A 19,520-nucleotide genomic window follows, 5' to 3' on the forward strand; every position below is an offset into this window, starting at 1 on the left:
ATGCGATGATTCGCTGACCTCGAACATCGCGCGCTGCGTCGTTTCGACGCCCGCACTGGCCGGAACGCAGCGAGCACCCATGTGTTGTCACACGACATTCAACTGGAGTGACGACATGAAGTATCTCATTGCCGTGATGGCCATCGGTGCCGCGGCGCTTGCCGGCGGATCGGCGGCGAACGCGGCCAACACCACGAGCGCGAAGCAGAACGCGCCGACCGACATCAGCGCGCAGCACCGGCACCATTATCACGGCCATCGCCATCATCACTGGCGCCATCACAACCACGGCTATTATCGTCCGCACTACCGGAACTACGGCTACTACCCGCGGCACCACGGCTATTATGGCGGCGGACCGTACGGTTATTACGGCGGCGGCCCCAGCGTAAGCTTCGGCTTTGGCGGCAGCCGCTGGTAAACTGGCCGGCACGGACGAACGAAAGGCCCGCGCATGCGCGGGCCTTTTTCATCCCCGCAACATCGTCTCCGCCGTCGCCAGCCCGCTCGACAGCGCGGCCTCGACCGTGCCCATGTCGCGCCCCCGGTAGAGCGCTTCGCCGGAGAACAGCACGGCACCGTCGGCGCGCGCGAGGACCGCCTGCGCATCGCGTGTGCGCGGCGTCGCCCAGGAATAGGCGCCGCGGGCGAACGGGTCATGCGTCCAATTGGTCGCCGCGGCCGCGACGAGCTCACGCGCGACAGCCTCGCGGGGCAAGCCGAAGATCGTGGCGAGCGAGTCCAGTCCGGTGTCGACCAGTCCTTGCGAATCGAGATGCGACAGCTCCGCCGTCCGCGGGCCGCCGAACCAGCCGGTCAGCACCGGACGCTCGTCCGGATAGCGCGTCCACCACACCGGAATGGCCTGGTCCGACAGCAGGAAGGTCATGTCGGCAAGGTCAGGCTTGTGCTCGCGCCACCATGGCCGCGTAAAGTGCAGCAGGATTTTGATCACGCTGCCGAAGCCGATATCGTCGGCGGCAGCAGCCTTCGTCCGCGCAGCCACGGGCAGAGCGATGTCTGGCAATAACGGCAGCGGAACGGTGACGATCACGCGATCGCAGCCGTGCACGTCGCCATTGGCGCAACGGACGACGAGCGCGCCGCCCGCCTCTTCGATGGCCGATACCACGCAGCCGAAGCGGATCGCGGCGCCATGCCCGCGACACTCGGCCGCCAGGAATTCGATCAGCGCGCCATAGCCGCCGACGATGCGCGCCTGAGCGTGGTGCCCGCCGTCCATCCATTCCTCGCGCAGCGCCAGGATCGAGGCGCGCGCCGGATCGGCCGCGTCGTAGCCCTCGACCATGCGCTCGATGGAATAGCGCAGCCGCTCGTATTTTGGTCCGGAAAAATGGCGGTGCAGGAAATCGGTGACGGTGAGATCATCCTTCAACTCCGCGAGCACGGCTTGCAGCTCCGCCTCATGCGGATCGTGGCGCTCTTCGCGCGAGAGCCCTGTGCCGTCAAAGCTCCATTGCGTGCCCTCGATCTCCTGAAGCGACAACCCCGCCTCGCGCAGCAAAGCGCGCGTGACCGGCGCCTCGCCATGGATGAATTCGGCGCCGCCATCGGCGGGATAGCCGAACTCCGATGCCGGCAGCGGATGGATGCGGCCGCCGCAGCGCTCGCGTGCTTCGAGAATGGTCACCCTCTTGCCGCCGCGCGCGAGCGCACGCGCCGCCATCAGGCCGGCCGCCCCCGCGCCGACGATGACAATGTGCTCTGGCATATCAGGCATGGCGGCGCTTTACCCGGCCACGCCTTGCGGATCGTTCTTGATCAGATAGCGCAGCAGCAGCACACCGCCGCCAAGCTCCCGCACGCTCTCCAGCGTCATCGCGGTGAGGGGCGCGCGCTTGTTGCTGTCCGCTGCGATGGAATCGAACACGAAGGGCGCGCCGCTGGCCCCATCGATCGCCGGACTGAGGATCAAATTGAATTCGTCGATCAGACCGGCGCGCAAGAAGGCGCCATTGGCGACGCCGCCGCCCTCCACCAGCAGCCGCTTCACCCCCAACTCATGATTGAGGATGTCGAGCGCCAGCGCCAGGTCGATCTCGGAGTCGATCTCGGACTTGCCGGCGAAGATGTAGGACACGCCTTCGCCGCGCAGCCCCGCCAGATGCGAATCCGGCACGCTCTCGGTAAGCACCACCACGATCGGATCACCGCCGATGTCGGAACGGCCCCAGCCGATCTTGCCCTGCGCGTCGAGCACGACGCCGTAGGTCTTTGCATCGCGCCGCGCGAACCAATTTTCGCGCGGAAGCTTTTCGCCCGGCCGTGCGGGATAGGGCTTGCCCTTGGCGAACTCCGAGCCGGTGACCCGGCCTATCACCCAGGCATCACCGCCGAGCTCCTCGTGGATCTTCTCGAACCAGTCCGTGCCCGCACCCTTCGGACGCCAGCGGCTGGGATGCGTCCGGCCGTCCAGGCTCGAATGCATCAGACAGATGACATAGGGCTTCATGCAAATCTCCGGATGACGCTCAAGCCGGCGTTCCGCTGCCGCCGTCGGCTTTGGCGCGATCGTTGACGATCACCGCGAGCGGATTGAGCTTTGGCGGTGCGACGAGCTGGAGCGTGTTGGTGTCGTGATGATTGAACGGCGCGCCGCGGACGAACAACTCGGTCTGGATCAGATAGGTCCAGCTGCCGTCGTCGTTGAAGGTGATGTCGCAGCGGTAGGAATCAGTGCGGAAGGCCTGTTCCAGGAAATCGGTCGAGCAGATCCCGTAAGCGGTGTCGCCACGCTTCGCGGTGACCGAGATATTCCGGTCATCCGGCCCGGCCTTGCCCGAGGCCAGCAGCACCTGCCCGCGCGGGATCGCCAGCGTCTGCATGATCAGCCCGGTCGCGGGCTCCCACAGCCAGTAGCCGACCTGGTCATGGAAGGTGATGTCTTCTTCCGGCGTGTTGATGTGGATGTGATAGCGCAAGCCATAGAACAGCTGCGGGCCGTTGGCCTGCGGATCGATCGGGTCCATCCTGATACGCTCGATGAAGGTGCGCCGCTCCGGACCATCCGCCTTCGGATTGATGTCGATGCCCTTGTCCGCCTGCCACGTGCCGGCAAGTCGGCGAAGCGGGCCGAGATTGGCGAGGGCGTCGGGCGAGACGTCCTCAGGCTCGGTGAAGATGTCGGCGGGAATGGGCAGCATGGGAACCTCGCGTCGTTGCGGGAGGCAGCAATAGCACAAGGCCGGCGCAAAACTACTGCGACGGAACCAGAAGCCGTGCCGGACGTTGTCGGCCGTCGAGTCCTTGAAATCCGGGCCTCGGTTGGGCAAGGACGCCCATGTCACGCGTCGCGGGGAGTCCGGTGCTGTCTGAGAAAGCCGCTCGGCAGTCGACTGATGTATCCTTCCTCGCCGATGGCGGCGAGCTGGGCGCGATGATGCGCGCCTTCGACTGGTCGGACTCGCCGCTCGGCCCTCCCTATCATTGGTCCCAGGCCCTCAAGACGACAGTCGGCATGCTGCTGGCGGCGCAGGCCCAGATCGTTCTGTTCTGGGGCCCCGATTTTGTCGCGCTCTACAATGACGCCTATGCGCCGGGCATCGGCGCCAATCATCCCCGCGCCCTCGGTCGCCCGGCGATCGAGAATTGGGGCGAGCTGTGGGACGATCTCGAACCGTTGCTGGCCGGCGTTCGCCGCACGAGGACAACATTCGCCGCAAAGGACCGGCCCTTCTACGTCGAGCGTCACGGCTACGGCGAGACGAGTTACTGGGACGTCTCCTATTCGGCCATACCCGATGACGACGGCTCGGTCGGCGGCGTCCTCTGCATCGTCTCCGAGACGTCCGAGCGTGTTCGCGGCGAGACCCAGCTGCGGGCCAGCGAAGCGCGCTACAGGGAGCTGAATGCCACGCTCGAACAGCGCGTGGCCGAACGCACCGCCGAGCGACACCTGCTTGCCACGATCGTGGAGACCACCGACGGGCAGATTCAGGCCCTCGATCTCGACTATCGCTGGCTCGCCATCAACGCGTCCTGCGCCGATGCCTATGGGCGCATCTTCGGCAAGTGGCCGAAGGTCGGCGATTCCCTGCACGAATTCCTGGCCGACCGGCCGGAGCATCTCGCTGCGGCCACGGCGATCTGGAGCCGCGCGCTGGGCGGCGAAGCCTTCACCACGATCGAGGAATTCGGCGATCCCCGCTTCGACCGCCGCGTCTACGAGATGAGGTTCGAGGCGCTGCGCGCGCCGGATGGCACGCGGATCGGTGCGTTCCTGACCGGGACGGACGTGACCGATCGCCTGGAGGAGCAGGCGCGTCTCGCACAGGCGGAGGAGGCGCTGCGTCACGCCCAGAAGATGGAGGCCATGGGCCAGCTCACCGGCGGCGTCGCGCACGACTTCAACAATCTTCTCACGCCGATCGTCGGCCTGCTCGACATGTTCCAGCGCAAGGGCATCGGCGGCGAGCGCGAGCACCGCCTGATCGCCGGCGCAGCGCAGGCGGCCGAGCGGGCCAAGACGCTGGTGCAGCGTCTTCTCGCCTTTGCGCGCCGGCAACCGCTTCAGGCCGTTCCGGTCAATATCAGCCGGCTCGTCGCCGAGATGGGCGACCTGATCTCGAGCACGACCGGACCGCAGATCCAGGTGACGGTGGACACGCCGGAAGGGCTTCCCGAGGCGATGGCCGATCCCAACCAGGTCGAGATGGCGATCCTGAACCTCAGCGTGAATGCAAGGGATGCCATGCCCGACGGCGGCAAGTTGTGCATCTCGGCCAAGGCCCGCAGGGTTGAGCGCGCACACGAATCGGGACTGATGCCGGGCACCTATGTCTGCATCTCGGTCGCCGATACCGGCATCGGCATGGACGAGGACACGCTGGCTCACGCCGTCGAGCCGTTCTTCTCGACCAAGGGTGTCGGACAAGGCACCGGTCTCGGCCTTTCGATGGTCCACGGCCTGGCGTCCCAACTCGGCGGCGCACTCACGATCAGGAGTGCCGTGGGGGCCGGGACGACGGTGGAGCTATGGCTGCCGGTGAGCCAGGTGACCGCGGGCGCGATCGCCACCGTCTCTCAGCCGAAACTGCAGCCGCTTCCCGCCGGCACGGCGCTGCTGGTGGACGACGAACCGCTGGTGCGCATGAGCACCGCCGAAATGCTGAGCGAGCTCGGCTACAGGGTCGTCGAGGCGGCGTCGGCGGAAGACGCCCTTCAGCGCGTCAGGGAAGGCCTTCGGCCGAACCTGCTCATCACCGACCATCTCATGCCGGGCATGAGCGGCACGGACCTCGGCCGCATCCTGCGCAATCAATATCCCGAACTCCAGATCCTCGTGGTCTCAGGCTACGCCAACAGCGAAGGCATCACGCCGGATTTGTCGCGGCTGACAAAGCCATTCCGGAGCGATGAGCTGGCGGCGAGCTTGGCGAACCTCACCAAGGTGACGCATTAGGCCGCCAAGCACCATTCACGCGCCGCTTCAGCCAGCCTTCGTCCCCGTGATGGCCGCAAGCGCGTCGACGAGGCGGTCGAGATCGGCCTCATCGGTGTAGAGCGCCGGCGTCACGCGGATGCACTGGCCCTTGGCGACGCCCGCCCGGCGAACCGTCAGGACCTTATGCGTGTCCCTGAGCTTCGCCACGATGGCGTCGTTGTCGGCCTTGCTCGTCTTGCCGGCGAGGCGGAACGACGTGATCGCACCATAGAGGCCCGCCTCATCCGGCGTCAGGATCTCGATGTCCCTGAAGCCCCGGCTACGACTGACCCAGTAGTCGCGCAAGTAACGCAGGCGCGCCTGTTTCGCCGCAGCACCGATCTGCTGATGGAGCTCGACGGCCGTGGGCACCGTCAGCACCGTCGCGAAGTTGACCGTGCCGGTGTGCACGCGCGAGCGGATGTCGGTTTCCGGAAAGTCCTCGTCACCGAGGTCGCGATCGATGGCGGCGAGGCGGTCCTTCTTGATGTAGAGGAAGCCCACGCCGACCGGCGCGCCGATCCATTTGTGCAGGTTGAAGCCGACGAAATCGACCTCGAGCTCGCCCACCCTGAAGTCCATCTGTCCCCAGGAATGAGCGGCGTCGAGGATGACGTCGACGCCCTTCGCCCTGGCCATGCGCGCGATCTCGGCGACCGGCATGACGAGGCCGGTGCGATGGCTGACATGGGTGAGGAGCAGAAGCCTGGTCTTCGGATTCGCTTCGAGCGCACGGGCATAGGCGTCGAGCACGCCCTGACGCGTGGCCGGCTCCGGCACATCGAACTTGACCACGTCGACACCGCGGCGCGCCTTCAGCGCGTTCATCGCATACTGCATCGAATCATAGTCGAGGTCGGCGTAGAGCACGCTGTCGCCGGGCTTCAGCCTGTTGTAGCCGCTGATGAGCAGCTGCAGCGCTTCGGTCGCGCCGCGGGTGAGCGCGATCTCCTCGGGCGCAGCTCCAACCGCCGCCGCCACCTTGGCCCGCACGGCCTCGAAATCCGCGCCCGCGCGCTGCCGCGCGTAATAGGTGTTCTGATAGTTGACCATGTCGGACAGGCGGATGAACTCGCGCCGCACCGGCTCGGCCATGATGCCCCAGAAGCCGTTTTCCAGATTGACGACGTCAGGCGTCACGGCATAGAGCCGCTTCACGGCCGTCCAATAGGCCTTGTCGGTGGCGATTGCGGCCGCAGATCCGGTCGGCTGCGCCGGCAGTCCCTCGGCGGCAAGCGCCGGCGCCGAAAGCGGCGCGACGGCTGCGGCCGCGAGGCCCTTCAGGATCGACCGACGGTCGGAAGAAATTGTCTTGATCAGATGCATGTCCACTCTCCGCGAAGCGCGGCGAAAGGAGCAGCATTCATTGACCGGGCGATGACAATCCGATGATGCCGGCGACCCGGCCGCAGGGAATGTGCGTGCATCGCGCGGGCGGTCGCGGGAATGAGGGCCGCTGATCGCCGCCCTCAACCGAAGACCGCTCTCAAGCCGCTTCCGACATCGATTTCGCACGCTGCTCGAGCACGCCGATCGTCGACACCAGATTGTCGCGTCGCGCGCGAAGATTGGCCGCGAGCAGCGGATAGGTCGGCTGATTCACGTCGAACACCCCGGTTTTCGCTTCTTCCTCGATAATGTCGGTGTTCAGCAGCCGAACACGCCACCACAAATCGGCGATCAACGCATCGAGCTGGAGTTCACCAGTCGCACCAGAACGGGACACTTCCTGCATGACTTGCCTCAACCTGAAACGGCCACCTCTGCTGGGGCCTGGATTGGTCCTGACTGAGCAAGCAGGGTGCCAGGAATGGGCAAGCGGGATGGGGTTCAGGAGCGAGCAGCGCGGCGCTTCGGTTGAACACAGCGGAGCTCGCGGCCGTCGTTCAGCTTCTATGAGGATCGGAGAAGTTCAGCGAATAAGCTGGATGGTGCCCAGGGGCGGAATCGAACCACCGACACTGCGATTTTCAGTCGCATGCTCTACCAACTGAGCTACCTGGGCGTGCTCCTAGAGAGGGGCCAAAGCCCATCGAGCGGGCGGTTTATAGTGGGCCGAGAGCTGCCTGTCCACCCGGCTTTGCCAAGTGGCTTCGCCGGGCACGGCCCGGCTGTGCACAAGGTGGGGCGGGCTTGCCGCGGCTGGCGCGCGGCGCGTCGATGAAGCATCTAAGCTATTGATATAACTTACTATTCGACATCATCCACTTCATCGTCGCGGCCGGGGATGACGTAGGAACCCTTCAGCCAGCGGTTCAGGTCGACGTCGCGGCAGCGCGAGGAGCAGAACGGGCGGGTGGCCTGCGCCTGCGGCTTGCCGCAGATCGGGCAGGTTTTGAGCGGCCCGGCGGGCTTTTTGACCTGGTCGTCCATGAGGTGCGCAGCTTAACTGGGGTGAGGGAGTTCAAGCGCCTGTCGGCGAAGGGGTTCCTGGCGCGGCGGCACATGCACCGCAGCCCGGATCCGGCCGAGCCATTCTACTGTGCATGGGGTTGTTTTCGAGGTTTTTGTCGGCGCGGCCTTTTTGTCAGCGTGGCCTTGGCGCTCACACCGCGGTGGAGTTGAGCCAGCCGAAGCGGATCGGAAAGCCCTCGCCGCCGAGCAGCGTCGTGGTCTCGTAGAGCGGCAGGCCGACGACGTTGCTGTAGGACCCCACCATCTTCACCACGAACGAGCCGGCGATGCCCTGCACGGCGTAGCCGCCGGCTTTGCCGCGCCATTCGCCGGAGCCGATATAGGCCTGGATGTCGTCCTCCGAGAGGCGCTTGAAGCGGACGCGGGTCTCGACCAGGCGCTGGCGGAAGGCCTCGCGCGGGGTCACCAGGCAGATCGCGGTGTAGACGCGATGGTTGCGGCCCGACAGCAGCCGCAGGCATTGCGCGGCCTCGTCGACGAGGTTGGCCTTGGGCAGGATGCGGCGGCCGACCGCCACCACGGTGTCGGCGGAGAGGATGAAGGAGCCGCGCAGCTCGTCGTCGAGCTGCACCGATTTGAGTGCCGCATCAGCCTTGGCGCGCGCGAGCCGATTGGCGCAGGCGCGCGGCAGCTCGCCCCGCTTCGGCGTCTCGTCGACGTCGGCCGGCCGGAGCGCATCCGGCTCGATGCCGGCCTGGTTGAGCAGCGACAGGCGTCGCGGCGAACCGGAGGCAAGTACGAATTTGGGGCGGCCGAGCATCAGGTGATTTGGGGGATGAGGCAGGGGTGAATTGCGCGCGGAACCTATCGGAAGGGGGCTGATTTCACAACCCGGGAACCCGGACTTTGCTGATTCGAGGTGTCCGACATCGCTGTGCCCTCAGTCTGTGACGCAGGTGTTACGCCCGCCCAATGCTACCCGCTCGCGGCGCCGACCTTGGCGAACCGCCGGCGGATGCGCAGCAGGAGCTGGTCGCAGACCTCGCGATAGGCGGCGAGCTTCTGATCGCGGCTGCCCTCGATGGTGGTGGGATCCTGGGTCGGCCAGTATTCGACATCGGCGGCGAGCGTGCGGGTCAGCTCCAGCGCCTTGTGGTGCGCTTCCGGCGAGAGCGTGATGATGAGGTCGAAATTCAGCCCCTCCCAATCCTCGAGCTCCTCGAAGGTCTGCGGCTTGTGGGTGGAGATATCCTGGCCGAGCTCGGCCATCACGGCGATCGCGAACGGATCGAGCTCGCCCTTCCTGGCGCCGGCCGACTTCACGTAGAGGCCTTGCGGAAACATGTGCTGCAGCAGGCTCTCGGCCATCGGCGAGCGCACGCTGTTCATCGCGCAGGCGAACAGCACCGATTGCGGATCGCGTGCGCGTGGGGGCGCAGCCATCCGCGTTTAGCCTCTTTTGATAGAGGGCATGGCCTTGTCGGAAAACCGCTGCACACTTTTCCGGGCCATGCCCTAGCCCTTCCAATGCAGGACGGTAATGAGCGTGAACAACCGGCGCGAGGTCTCGAAATCGACCCGCACCTTGCCCTTCAGCCGCTCCTGCAGCGTGCGCGATCCCTCGTCATGGATGCCGCGGCGGCCCATGTCGATGGCCTCGATCTTGTCCGGCGTCGCGGTGCGGATCGCCTGGTAGTAGCTGTCGCAGATCATGAAATAGTCCTTCACGATCCGCCGGAACGGCGTCAGCGACAGCAGATGCGCGACCACGGGCGATCCGTCCCCGCGGCGGATGTCGAACATCAGGCGGTTGCCGGTGATGCCGATATGCAGCGTGAACGGGCCCTGCCCGTCGGCGCCGTCGGGCGCGAACAGGTTCTGCTCGATCAGATCGTAGATCGCGATCGCGCGCTCGTGCTCGATGTCCGGCCCGGAGCGGCCGATCGAGTCCTCGTCGAGGGTGACCGCGACGATGCGATTGTTGGAGTCGTCCTGTTCGGGCGGCTTTGTCATGACAGATTGAGGCGCAATCCAATCGAGCGCGAATGAGCGTCCAGCCCCTCCGCCTTGCCGAGCGTCATCGCGGCAGGTCCCAGCGCGCGGAGCTGATCCGGGCCGCATTTCAGGATCGAGGTGCGCTTCATGAAATCGTGCACCGACAGGCCCGAGGAGAATCGCGCCGAGCGCGCCGTCGGCAGCACGTGGTTGGAGCCGCCGACATAGTCGCCGATCGCCTCCGGCGTATGGGCCCCAAGGAACACCGCGCCGGCGTTGCGGATCTTGGCGGCGAGCCCGTCGGGATCGGTGGTCATGATCTCGAGATGCTCGGCTGCGATCGCGTCCGCAAGCGGAATGGCATCGTTGAGGTTCTTCACCATGATGATGGCGCCGAAATCGGCCCAGGAGGCGCTGGCGATCGCAGTGCGTGGCAGCGTCTTCAGTTGCGCTTCGACGGCCTTCTCGACATCGGCAGCAAGCCGCGCGGAATCGGTGATCAGGATCGACTGCGCGCTGGCATCGTGCTCGGCCTGCGCCAGGAGGTCGGCGGCGATCCAGTCGGCATTGCCGGTGTCGTCGGCAATGACAAGCACCTCGGAAGGACCGGCGATCATGTCGATGCCGACCTTGCCGAACACCAGCCGCTTGGCGGCGGCGACATAGGCGTTTCCGGGGCCAACGATCTTTGCGACCGGCGCGATGGTCGCCGTTCCGTGCGCGAGCGCGGCCACGGCCTGCGCGCCGCCGACGCGGTAGATCTCGGTGACGCCGCCAAGATGCGCGGCTGCCAGCACCAGCGGATTGAGCCTCCCGTCGGGCGAGGGCACCACCATCACGAGGCGGGACACGCCGGCGACCTTTGCGGGTACAGCGTTCATCAGCACCGAGGACGGATAGGCCGCAGTGCCGCCTGGGACATAGAGGCCGGCGGATTCGATTGCGGTGTAGCGCCAGCCAAGCTCGACGCCGAGTGGATCGGTGAAGCGCTCATCCTTCGGCAGCTGGCGGCTGTGGTAGGTCTCGATGCGGTCGCGCGCGAGCTTGAGCGCATCCAGTGTCGCTGCATCGCAGGCCTTCACGGCCGTCTCGATCTCGGCAGCAGTGACGCGCAGGCCGGATGCATCCAGCTTCAACCGATCGAATTTTGCGGTGGCCTCGAGCAGGGCCGCATCGCCCCGCCTTGCCACGTCGTCGACGATGGCGCGCGCGGCGGCCTCGACGTCGGCCGAGACCTCGCGCTTGGCGGCGAGGAAGGCCGCGAATCGCTGGTCAAAATCGGCGCTGCTGCGGTCGAGACGAACGGGCATTTTTGGCTTGGCTTCCGGCTGGTCTTTGGGGCGGATTGGCTCACCCGGGCCCCTGCTCAATGGCGCGGCGGCCCCCCGCCGTCAACCCTTGGAAGGTGTCGTCGTCATCGGTCGTCATCCCGCTTCGATGTCGTCCTGGCGAAAGCCAGGACCCATTACCACCGGTGGTCGTGAGAGAGTGGGTTGGGGCCACATCCTGCTTCAATTACAACAAGTTGGGGTAATGGGTCCTGGCTTTCGCCAGGACGACGGCCGGGGTGGGGTACGACATTCCATCCCTCACCCCTCCCCCTCGACCTCCACGCCCGTCCCCAGGTCGTCCGTACCCAGATCCGTCAGCTCGCATTCCAGGCATTCGACGTCGAGGCGGATGGCGCCACCCTGGGCGAACAGCAGGAGGGCGCTGCCGCCGGGCTCCTCGGCGCGGCCGTCCTGGGGGTGAAACTCGATGCCGACGAGGTCCAGCACCTTGTCCAGCGCGCCCAGGTCGATATTGCGCGATTTGCAGGCGAGCACGCGGTCGAAGCGGAGCGCGGCGACCAGCCGGCGCGGCTCGGTCGCGCCGTCCAGGGTCTGCTCCCAGTCCAGCCGGCTCATGCCGACCACCAGGCGCTTCTCGCTCTGCCGCCAGATGATGTCCGAGGCCTGCACGCGGGCGTCCTGGACATGTGTCGAGATCACGGCGAGGTCGTCGGCATCGAGCGCGATCATCTTGAGCTGGGGAGACATCGCCGGCGCTTCTCCTTCAGGGCGGACGGGGCTCAACGCGCGCAGGCGCCGAAATTTCCTCACAACTAACCGGCTGGCCGGCTAGAGGCTATTGATATCCTCCATTTCCAGCACCTTCCGCGGATACCCTTCCCGGGCGACATGGATCATGGCGCGGCCTATCTGCTCGGTCGAGGTGACGAGCGAAGGCGAGATCCGGCGCAGCACCGACCAGAGCGGCCAGGTTGCGGTATAGGTGGCCTGCACCCAGGCGGTCTTGGAACGGGCGCCGTGCAGCGGCTGGATTGCGCCGGGCCGGAACATGTAGGCGCCCTTGAACGGCAGCTTGAGCAGATCGTTCTCGGTCTTGCCCTTGACCCGGGCCCACATCCGCGAGCCCTGCTCGGTGGAATCGGTGCCGGCGCCGGTGACATAGGTGAAAGTCATCTGCGGATTGAGCCGCGCCAGCGTCGTAGCAGCCGCGAGCGTGAGGTCGTAGGTGAGATGGCGGTAGCGCTCCTCGCTCATGCCGATCGAGGAGACGCCGAGGCAGAAAAAGCAGGCCTCGTAGCCGGTGAGCTGGGCTTCGATCGCCGAATAATTCAGGAAATCATCGTGGATGATCTCGGCGAGCTTGGCGTGGTGCACGCCGGTCGGGCTGCGCCCGACCACGAGCACGCGCGCGATGCCGGGGTCGATCAGGCACTCGCGCAAGACGCCCTGCCCGACCATGCCGGTCGCGCCGAAGATGATCACTCGCATCGGGGCGCCCCCAATTGCGATGCGGCTCATGCAGCGACCGCGATATCGTCGAACGACACACCGGTCAGCGTTGCCGAGGCATCCCACAGCATGGCCGCCGCAGCAAAATCCTTCGCCTGGTTCAGGATCCTCGCAGGCGCCGGCGCTCCCTTCAACTCGTAAAATCCGTTCGGGCCGTAATAGCCGCCGGGCTCGACGGAGGGAGATGTCGCCGCGAACAGCGTCGGCAACGCGCCTGCGGCGGCGGACTGGCTGATGAAGGGCTGCAGCAAGCCGCCGATCTGCCACGACAGGTTGTTGGTGCCCGGTCCGTTCGGAATGAGATCGGTCCGCGCGTAACCGGGATGGGCGGCAAGGCTCATCACACCCCAGCCTGCGGCGAGGCTGCGGCGCTGCAACTCCAGCGCAAACATCAGCATCGCCAGCTTGGACTGGCAATAGGCGCGCCAGGGACGATAGGAATGCTTGGCTTGCAGATCGTCGAAGTTGATCGCGCCGGAGCGGTGCGCAAGGCTGGAGAGATTGACGACACGCGGTGCCTTGGCACGGCGAAGCTGCGGCAGCAGGCGCGCCGTCAGCGCATAATGGCCGAAATAGTTGGTGCCGAGCTGCATCTCGAAACCGTCCTCGGTCTGCTGCCGCTTCGGCAGCGCCATCACGCCGGCATTGTTGATGAGGAGATCGAGCTGCTCGTTGCCGGCGGCAAAGCGCCTGGCGAAATCGGCGACCGACGACAGGCTGGCGAGATCGAGATGCTCATAGGCGATCAACGCATTGGGAAACCGCTCGCAAATGCCCTCGATGGCCCGCAGGCCCTTTGCGTCGTTGCGCCCGGTGAGTATGACAATGGCACCGGCGCCCGCCAGCGCCATCGCCGTCTCGTAACCGAGCCCGCCGGTGGCACCGGTCACGACCGCGGTCTTGCCGCTGAGGGAGGGAATGTCTGCCGTGGTCCAGTCGGCCATGCCGTAACTCCGGGGCTGTCAGGGGTGGAAAAGGCCTGCGACCGGTCTAAATGTGCACTAAGTGCAATTTTGCAAGAGGTGAAATAATTTGAAGGTTTCGAAGTCTGCCAGGAAAGGCGCCAAGCCATTGTCAGCGGCCGCAAAATCGCCGCCGGCCGCCGGCCTGCGCCAGCGCAAGCAGCAAGAGACTCGCGAGCGGCTGACCCGCGCGGCGATGGCGCTGTTCCTGGAGCGCGGCTTCGAGGCCACGACCATCGACGACATCGCGGCGGCGGCCGATGTCTCGCGCCGCAGCTTCTTCCACTACTTCGCCTCGAAAGAGGACGTCGTCGCCGCCTGGCAGGAGGATGCCGCGGCCGCGCTGGTCACCGAGATCCTGGCACGGCCTGCGGACGAATCGATGCTGACGGCGGCGGAGAACGCGATCGCAGCGGCGGTCAAGCGGATCGATCCCGCGGAAGCGGCGGCCATGTCGCGGCTCAAGCGCGATAATCCTGCGCTACAGGCGCGCGACCAGCTCAAATACGAGAAACTCGAGCGCGCGCTCGCCGAGGGGCTGGCACGGCGCGCGAGAAACAAATCGGACCAGTTGAAGGCGCGCCTCGTCGCCATGATCGCCACCGGCGCGATGCGCGTCGGCGGCGAGAGCTGGATCGGCGAGGGTGTGCGCGAAAAGCCGGAAGCTTTCGTGAAGCGCACGTTCGATGCGATCCGGGCGATATTGAAGTGAGTGTTCTCTTCCTTCTCCCCTTGTGAGAGGGGGGGCGATCCGCGAATTCAATCGCGAGTGTCGTAGGGTGGGCAAAGCGAAGCGTGCCCACCGCCTCTGTTGCAGGGCTGGATCGATGGTGAGCACGGCGCAAGTGCGCCTTTGCCCACCCTACGATTCCGGGCTCGCGGAGAGAGCCGCTCACCTGTCTCGCCGCTTCACTCCTTGAAAAACGCCAGCAGGTCGGCGTTGATCGTTTCGGCGTGGGTGGTCGGCATGCCGTGTGGAAAACCCTTGTAGGTTTTCAGGATGCCCTTCTTGAGCAGCTTGGCCGAGAGTGGGGCAGAATCGGCGTAAGGAACGATCTGGTCGTCGTCGCCGTGCATCACCAGCACCGGGACGTTGATCTTCGTCAGGTCCTCGGTGAAATCGGTCTGCGAGAACGCGACGATGCCGTCGTAATGCGCTTTCGCGCCGCCCATCATGCCCTGGCGCCACCAGTTCTCGATCACCGCTTCCAACGGCTTCGCGCCGGGACGGTTGTACCCGTAGAACGGACCCGCCGCGATGTCGCGATAAAATGCCGAGCGGCCTGCGGCGAGCTGGGCCTGGAAATCGTCGAACACGCTTCTGGGCAGGCCGCCGGGATTGGCCGCGGTCTGCACCATCAGCGGCGGCACCGCCGACAGGATCGCAGCCTTCGCGACGCGGCTCTCGCCGTGACGGGCGATGTAGTGCACGACCTCGCCGCCGCCGGTGGAGTGGCCGACATGGATGGCGTTCTTGAGGTCGAGATGCGCGGTGAGCGCAGCGAGATCGTCGGCATAATGATCCATGTCGTGACCGTCGGCGACCTGCGCCGAGCGGCCGTGACCGCGGCGGTCATGGGCGATGACGCGATAGCCGCGCGTGACGAAGTACATCATCTGCGCGTCCCAGTCGTCGGACGACAGCGGCCAACCGTGGCTGAACACGATCGGCTGCCCCGCGCCCCAGTCCTTGTAAAAGATCTCGACGCCGTCCTTGGTGGTGATGGTGGGCATGAATGGCTCCTTCAGTGAGAATCAATCCGGGGCTCGCAAAAATGCGAGCCGGCAAACCGGAGATGGTTGTGCGATATCACGAGGTCGATGCCGCGCACCGACCGGGACCGTGCGTTCAAGCAAACGTCATCGGCTTGTAGCGCCGCCAGGCACCGATCGTGAGCACGACGAAAAACACCAGCACGATGCCCTGCACCACGGCGAACACGGGGCCGGACGGCGGCGCCGGCGGCACGGCGGGAGCGAGCGCGGCGAGCGCCGGCACCTTCAGGAACGACTGGATCACCAGCACGAAGACGTTGAAATAGAGCGAGATCATCGCGGTCACGATGTAGACCGGACGCCAGACGCCTGCGAGCTTCATGCCGTAGAGCGCGAAGCAGGCGATCGCGAGCAGCACCAGCGAGATGATGCCGATGATGTGCGAGGGCAGCAGCTCCTTGAACGGAAACAGGAAGCCGGTGGCGCTGGTGAGAATGGTGAACAGCAGAAAGATCGCGGTGAGGCCCGGCATCGGCTTCGAGCCGAGCAGCCCGAACATCACGACGAAGCCGGCAGCGATGGCGATCAGGCTGATGATGACATGGATCAGCGTAATGGCGGACAGGCTCAACCCGAGAACCATGACATCTCTCCTACTCTCTGCATCGAGACAACCAGAGTAGTATTACGGTCCTCATGGGATTGCCACATGCGTTGTCGTCACATGCGTGAACGCAGCCATGCGTCATCGTGCGAATCGACAAACGCATGGCTGAATTTTTGGCGGCGCTGTCACAAACGACAGCAGGCTTTCGACGAAAGTTGAATCGATCCCTCACACGTCCTTGGTGTCGAAGATCAGGAGATCGGCGCCGCCGCTGGCGAATTTCGGCACGTCGGCGCCGGTCGCCTTCCCTTCCGGACTGGCGAATGCCGCCTGGATGTCGGCCACGCTGTCGAAGGTGAGAATGGCGACGAGATGGATTCCGGAAGGACCTGCGGGAGATGCGACCGGTCCCTTGCTGACGGCGTATTTCTTCAGGCCGGGAAGTTTTTTTGCGAGCGGAATGTGCGTCTCGGCATAGTACTTGTCGAAGGCCGCAGCATCCTTGGGTGTTTTGTACAGCACGACGATTTCAGCCATTGAGTCCTCCCTTGGGAATCCTTGTTTTTCCACGCGCGATTGGGCCTCGCGACGAGGGGATAGTCTGTAGTTGTCGGCAAGATGGCAAGCCGGATTCGGCTTGCCATTCCCTTGCCTTCTCCTTGACTAAAGCGCCGGTTTTGCGGCGTCGCCGAGATAGCCGTGCAGGGAAGCGACGACCTGGGCGCCCTCGCCGATGGCTCCGCCGACGCGCTTGACGGAGCCGGAGCGGACGTCGCCGACGGCGTAGACGCCGGGCACGGACGTTTCGAGCGGCGCCACCAGCTTGCCCTGGTTCAGCTCGGACTGCGCGCCTGTTACGACGAAGCCGCCGCGATCGAGCGTGACGCCGCAGCCGGCGAGCCAGCTCGTGGCGGGATCGGCGCCGACGAACAAAAAGAGATTGCGGATGTCGGCTTCATCCTCATCCGCCGACAGGCGGCTCTTCCAGCGGACGCGCCGCAGCAGCGAGGCCTCGTCGCCTTCGAGCGCGGTGATCTCGGTGTTGAACATCAGTTCGATGTTCGGCGTCGCTTCGATGCGCTCGATGAGATAGCGCGACATGCTGGCGCCGAGGCCGCCGCCGCGGATGATCATCAGCACGCGCTTGGCGTGACCCGACAGGAACACCGCGGCCTGGCCTGCCGAATTGCCGGCACCGACGAGGGCCACCTCCTCGCCGGCGCAGAGCCGCGCCTCCACGGGCGATGCCCAATACCAGACGCCGCGGCCCTCGAACTTGTCGAGATTCGCGATCTCGGGGCGGCGATAGCGCGCGCCGCTGGCCACCACCACCGCGCGCGAGCGCAAGGTATCGCCGCAATCCAGCGCCAGTGCGAAGGTGCCGTTGGCGCGCGAGCAATCCAGCGAGCTCACCGACATCGGAATCATGATGTCGGCGCCGAACTTCTGCGCCTGGGTGAAGGCGCGGCCCGCCAGCGCCTGACCGGAGATGCCGGTCGGGAAGCCCAGATAATTCTCGATGCGCGCACTGGCGCCGGCCTGGCCGCCGAAGGCGCGGGTGTCGACGACCGCGACCGAAAGGCCCTCGGAGGCCGCGTAGACCGCGGTTGCCAGCCCTGCCGGTCCGCAGCCGACGATCGCGACGTCGTAGATGCGGTTGTCCTTGGCGCCGCCGATCATGCCGATGGCGCGGCCGAGCTCGGTCTCGCTGGGATTGCGCAGCACCGTGCCGCCGGCGGTGACGACGAGCGGCCAATCCTCCGGCTTCGGCGAATAGCGCGCGATCAGCTCGGCGGCGTCGTGCTCGCTGTCGGGATCGAGCAGATGATGCGGCTGGCCGTTGCGGGTGAGAAAGCCCTGCAGGCGCACCACGCCGGCGGAGTTCGAGGGTCCGATGAGCACGGGGCCGCCGATGCCGCCCTGGATCAGATTGACCCGGCGCAGGATCAGCGCGCGCATGATGCGCTCGCCAAGCTCGGCTTCGGCCACCAGCAGCGCGCGCAGCCGGTCCGGCGGGACCAGGAGCACCTCGACATCGCCCTCGGCGCGGCCGTCGACCAGCGCCGGCCTGCCCGAGAGCTGGCCGAGCTCGGCCAGAAACTGCCCCGGCCCCTGATCGATCACCGGGGTGACGTGGCCGAGACCGTCGCGCTGGGTGATGGCGACGTGGCCCGCCAGCACCACGAACATGCCTGGCCCGGGCTTGCCGGTCTCGAACAGGAGCTCGCCGTCCTCATAGTGCCGGAGCTCGCCGAAATGGCGCAGGCGCTCGATCTCGACTTGTGTCAGCGTCGGAAAGGTCTGCTCGGGACGCGTGAACTGCGCCATCTGCGCCTCCCGGTCGGTTCGTTGCACCTCGTCCTGCGCCATCGTCATTCCCGCTCATTCCAAAAATCTAGCTGCCGGTCTTCACTCGCCGGTCTTGCCGGCGGTCCCCTCATTTAGGGAGCCATCGTCGTTCTGCGAGGGCTCGGTGATTGCCGCGCGCTCGCGCGCCTGCACCTTCCGCCGCTTCAGGTTTTCGCGCAGCGCCGATTTCAGGCGGTCGTCCCGGGACGCCCGGTCCGGTCTCGAGTTCTTGTCGTTTGGGTCGGTCATCAAAGGTCCATCGCAGCGATCGGCCATAACATGCCCAACGAACATGGCAGCTCAAGAGGCGAGCCCGATCCGATCGTGCGAAACTCGAAATGGATCGAATCCGGGCCCTGGGCCAACTGGCCAGTTGGGCGGGGATATCGGAGGCCGAATCGGCGGAAAGTCGATGGTTTCGAGCGAAAACGGGCATTTTGACCCCGATATCGGCCCGATTTTCTCGTTTTGGCGTGGCTTGCAAGCTTGCACAGGAGGGGGGCTTGTGGCAGATATCGGCCCGCTTGGTAGGCCCCCGTGGCGGCCGATTCTGATCCCAGCACATGCTGCCGTAGCTCAGTGGTAGAGCACTCCATTGGTAATGGAGAGGTCGACAGTTCAATCCTGTCTGGCAGCACCATTCTCTTCCTTCAATCAGACATGAATCAGCGTTCTCGCGGCACCTGACGCCCGAGCTTTGCTCGTTTCCTTGACCCTCCTCTGGGAAGAGGGCGCAGGGAAGACCGGGTGCCGGCTGGCACCCATGATCCGCTTGCGCGAAGATTTGCACACGCAAATGCGCAGGCGGGACGACAGGTGGGCCGGAAAACACCCGGCCTTCCCGGCGCGATGGTTTGACGGCTTATGCCTGCTCTCCCCGGAGCCGAGTTCCTTCTGGCCTCCGTCACCTCGCGAATTGGCGATGTCTCCAGGCCCGGTTGAGCCCCGATCCACCTCCGCAAGGCTTGACCGTAGCAACGACGGTCAGGACCACACGGTTTTGCCGTACGCAGCTGCGCCGTCCGTCCGCACCGAGCAAGACCTCACGAGGTTCATCTCGCCCTGGTCCCGCCTTCACGTGCCCGACGCAGCCGCGTCCACCGCACCCCGATCCACGTTCGTTACGACGTACGATCGCCCCTCTCCGGGGACCGAGATGGCGGGATAGTGCCGCAAATCCGAATTTCGGTAAAGTGGAATATTTTTGCGGCGGGGGATTGACGGTTTTGCGCGGGAGGCGGGTGTTTTGCCCGACGGGCAAATTTGAGGCTCCGATAGAGTTTGCGTTTTGC

At 65.6% G+C, this 19,520-nt stretch carries 21 protein-coding genes and 2 tRNA genes; 4 read left to right on the forward strand and 19 right to left on the reverse strand.

Translation table 11 applies throughout. From position 1 onward, the window contains the following. The first annotated feature begins 115 nt into the window (after positions 1-115). Positions 116-421, forward strand: coding sequence for a hypothetical protein (locus JQ603_RS17425; RefSeq protein ID WP_212341210.1), 306 nt, complete (start codon positions 116-118; stop codon positions 419-421). Positions 422-469: 48 nt separating this feature from the next. Here JQ603_RS17425 and JQ603_RS17430 read toward each other — a convergent pair whose 3' ends face one another. The 3 genes from JQ603_RS17430 to JQ603_RS17440 are packed head-to-tail and all read right to left on the reverse strand — an operon-like array spanning position 470 to position 3,164. Further along, the gene (locus JQ603_RS17430) at positions 470-1,741 is read right to left on the reverse strand and encodes a flavin monoamine oxidase family protein (protein ID WP_212341211.1); all 1,272 of its coding nucleotides are present in this window, start codon (positions 1,739-1,741) and stop codon (positions 470-472) included. Between the two features lie 9 nt (positions 1,742-1,750). Then, on the reverse strand, positions 1,751-2,473 hold the full coding sequence (locus tag JQ603_RS17435; RefSeq protein ID WP_212341212.1) for a RibD family protein: 723 nt from the start codon (positions 2,471-2,473) through the stop codon (positions 1,751-1,753). A gap of 19 nt (positions 2,474-2,492) precedes the next feature. Further along, positions 2,493-3,164 carry an FABP family protein gene (locus JQ603_RS17440; RefSeq protein WP_212341213.1) on the reverse strand — a complete coding sequence of 224 codons (672 nt, stop codon included), beginning with the start codon at positions 3,162-3,164 and terminating at the stop codon, positions 2,493-2,495. 137 nt (positions 3,165-3,301) lie between these two features. Between JQ603_RS17440 and JQ603_RS17445 the strand changes: the two genes are divergently transcribed. Continuing rightward, on the forward strand, positions 3,302-5,422 hold the full coding sequence (locus JQ603_RS17445; protein ID WP_212341214.1) for a hybrid sensor histidine kinase/response regulator: 2,121 nt from the start codon (positions 3,302-3,304) through the stop codon (positions 5,420-5,422). 27 nt (positions 5,423-5,449) lie between these two features. On the opposite strand, the gene JQ603_RS17450 is transcribed toward JQ603_RS17445, so the two are convergent. The 11 genes from JQ603_RS17450 to JQ603_RS17500 form a co-directional block, all read right to left on the reverse strand. Continuing rightward, the gene (locus tag JQ603_RS17450) at positions 5,450-6,769 is read right to left on the reverse strand and encodes an aminotransferase class V-fold PLP-dependent enzyme (protein ID WP_212341215.1); all 1,320 of its coding nucleotides are present in this window, start codon (positions 6,767-6,769) and stop codon (positions 5,450-5,452) included. A 160-nt stretch (positions 6,770-6,929) separates the two neighbouring features. Further along, positions 6,930-7,178, reverse strand: coding sequence for a hypothetical protein (locus JQ603_RS17455; protein WP_212341217.1), 249 nt, complete (start codon positions 7,176-7,178; stop codon positions 6,930-6,932). Between the two features lie 194 nt (positions 7,179-7,372). After that, positions 7,373-7,448 (reverse strand) — tRNA-Phe (locus tag JQ603_RS17460). Between the two features lie 185 nt (positions 7,449-7,633). Beyond that, positions 7,634-7,816: a DNA gyrase inhibitor YacG gene (gene yacG / locus JQ603_RS17465; protein WP_080135149.1), complete on the reverse strand. Its 183-nt coding sequence runs from the start codon at positions 7,814-7,816 to the stop codon at positions 7,634-7,636. A 172-nt stretch (positions 7,817-7,988) separates the two neighbouring features. Further along, positions 7,989-8,618, reverse strand: a complete 630-nt coding sequence (locus tag JQ603_RS17470) for a Maf-like protein (RefSeq protein ID WP_212341219.1) — start codon at positions 8,616-8,618, stop codon at positions 7,989-7,991. A 155-nt stretch (positions 8,619-8,773) separates the two neighbouring features. Then, positions 8,774-9,241, reverse strand: a complete 468-nt coding sequence (locus JQ603_RS17475; protein ID WP_212341221.1) for a low molecular weight phosphatase family protein — start codon at positions 9,239-9,241, stop codon at positions 8,774-8,776. Positions 9,242-9,313: 72 nt separating this feature from the next. Next, on the reverse strand, positions 9,314-9,811 hold the full coding sequence (locus tag JQ603_RS17480; protein WP_212341223.1) for a UPF0262 family protein: 498 nt from the start codon (positions 9,809-9,811) through the stop codon (positions 9,314-9,316). Continuing rightward, positions 9,808-11,103, reverse strand: a complete 1,296-nt coding sequence (hisD, locus tag JQ603_RS17485) for a histidinol dehydrogenase (RefSeq protein WP_212341225.1) — start codon at positions 11,101-11,103, stop codon at positions 9,808-9,810. Before hisD ends, JQ603_RS17480 begins: the two co-directional genes overlap by 4 nt. A gap of 279 nt (positions 11,104-11,382) precedes the next feature. Next, positions 11,383-11,832 carry a DUF2948 family protein gene (locus tag JQ603_RS17490; RefSeq protein WP_212341227.1) on the reverse strand — a complete coding sequence of 150 codons (450 nt, stop codon included), beginning with the start codon at positions 11,830-11,832 and terminating at the stop codon, positions 11,383-11,385. 81 nt (positions 11,833-11,913) lie between these two features. Then, entirely contained in the window at positions 11,914-12,573 is a 660-nt protein-coding gene (locus JQ603_RS17495) for an epimerase (protein WP_212341229.1), read from the reverse strand. A 26-nt stretch (positions 12,574-12,599) separates the two neighbouring features. Beyond that, positions 12,600-13,538, reverse strand: coding sequence for an SDR family oxidoreductase (locus JQ603_RS17500; protein ID WP_212341231.1), 939 nt, complete (start codon positions 13,536-13,538; stop codon positions 12,600-12,602). A gap of 88 nt (positions 13,539-13,626) precedes the next feature. Here JQ603_RS17500 and JQ603_RS17505 point away from each other — a divergent pair, with 88 nt between their 5' ends. Next, positions 13,627-14,268, forward strand: coding sequence for a TetR/AcrR family transcriptional regulator (locus JQ603_RS17505; protein ID WP_212341232.1), 642 nt, complete (start codon positions 13,627-13,629; stop codon positions 14,266-14,268). Positions 14,269-14,465: 197 nt separating this feature from the next. On the opposite strand, the gene JQ603_RS17510 is transcribed toward JQ603_RS17505, so the two are convergent. The 5 genes from JQ603_RS17510 to JQ603_RS17530 form a co-directional block, all read right to left on the reverse strand. Continuing rightward, positions 14,466-15,290: an alpha/beta fold hydrolase gene (locus JQ603_RS17510; RefSeq protein ID WP_212341233.1), complete on the reverse strand. Its 825-nt coding sequence runs from the start codon at positions 15,288-15,290 to the stop codon at positions 14,466-14,468. 115 nt (positions 15,291-15,405) lie between these two features. Next, positions 15,406-15,915: a hypothetical protein gene (locus JQ603_RS17515; RefSeq protein ID WP_212341234.1), complete on the reverse strand. Its 510-nt coding sequence runs from the start codon at positions 15,913-15,915 to the stop codon at positions 15,406-15,408. Between the two features lie 192 nt (positions 15,916-16,107). Then, entirely contained in the window at positions 16,108-16,416 is a 309-nt protein-coding gene (locus JQ603_RS17520; RefSeq protein WP_035706504.1) for an EthD family reductase, read from the reverse strand. 126 nt (positions 16,417-16,542) lie between these two features. Then, positions 16,543-18,249 carry an FAD-dependent oxidoreductase gene (locus JQ603_RS17525; protein ID WP_212341544.1) on the reverse strand — a complete coding sequence of 569 codons (1,707 nt, stop codon included), beginning with the start codon at positions 18,247-18,249 and terminating at the stop codon, positions 16,543-16,545. 39 nt (positions 18,250-18,288) lie between these two features. Beyond that, entirely contained in the window at positions 18,289-18,477 is a 189-nt protein-coding gene (locus JQ603_RS17530) for a hypothetical protein (protein WP_212341235.1), read from the reverse strand. Between the two features lie 316 nt (positions 18,478-18,793). On the opposite strand from JQ603_RS17530, the gene JQ603_RS17535 reads away from it, so the two are divergent. Further along, positions 18,794-18,868 (forward strand) — tRNA-Thr (locus JQ603_RS17535). Positions 18,869-19,520: the final 652 nt, after the last annotated feature.

The sequence above is a fragment of the Bradyrhizobium liaoningense genome, assembly GCF_018130825.1.
GTDB classification, from domain to species: Bacteria; Pseudomonadota; Alphaproteobacteria; order Rhizobiales; family Xanthobacteraceae; genus Bradyrhizobium; species Bradyrhizobium liaoningense_B.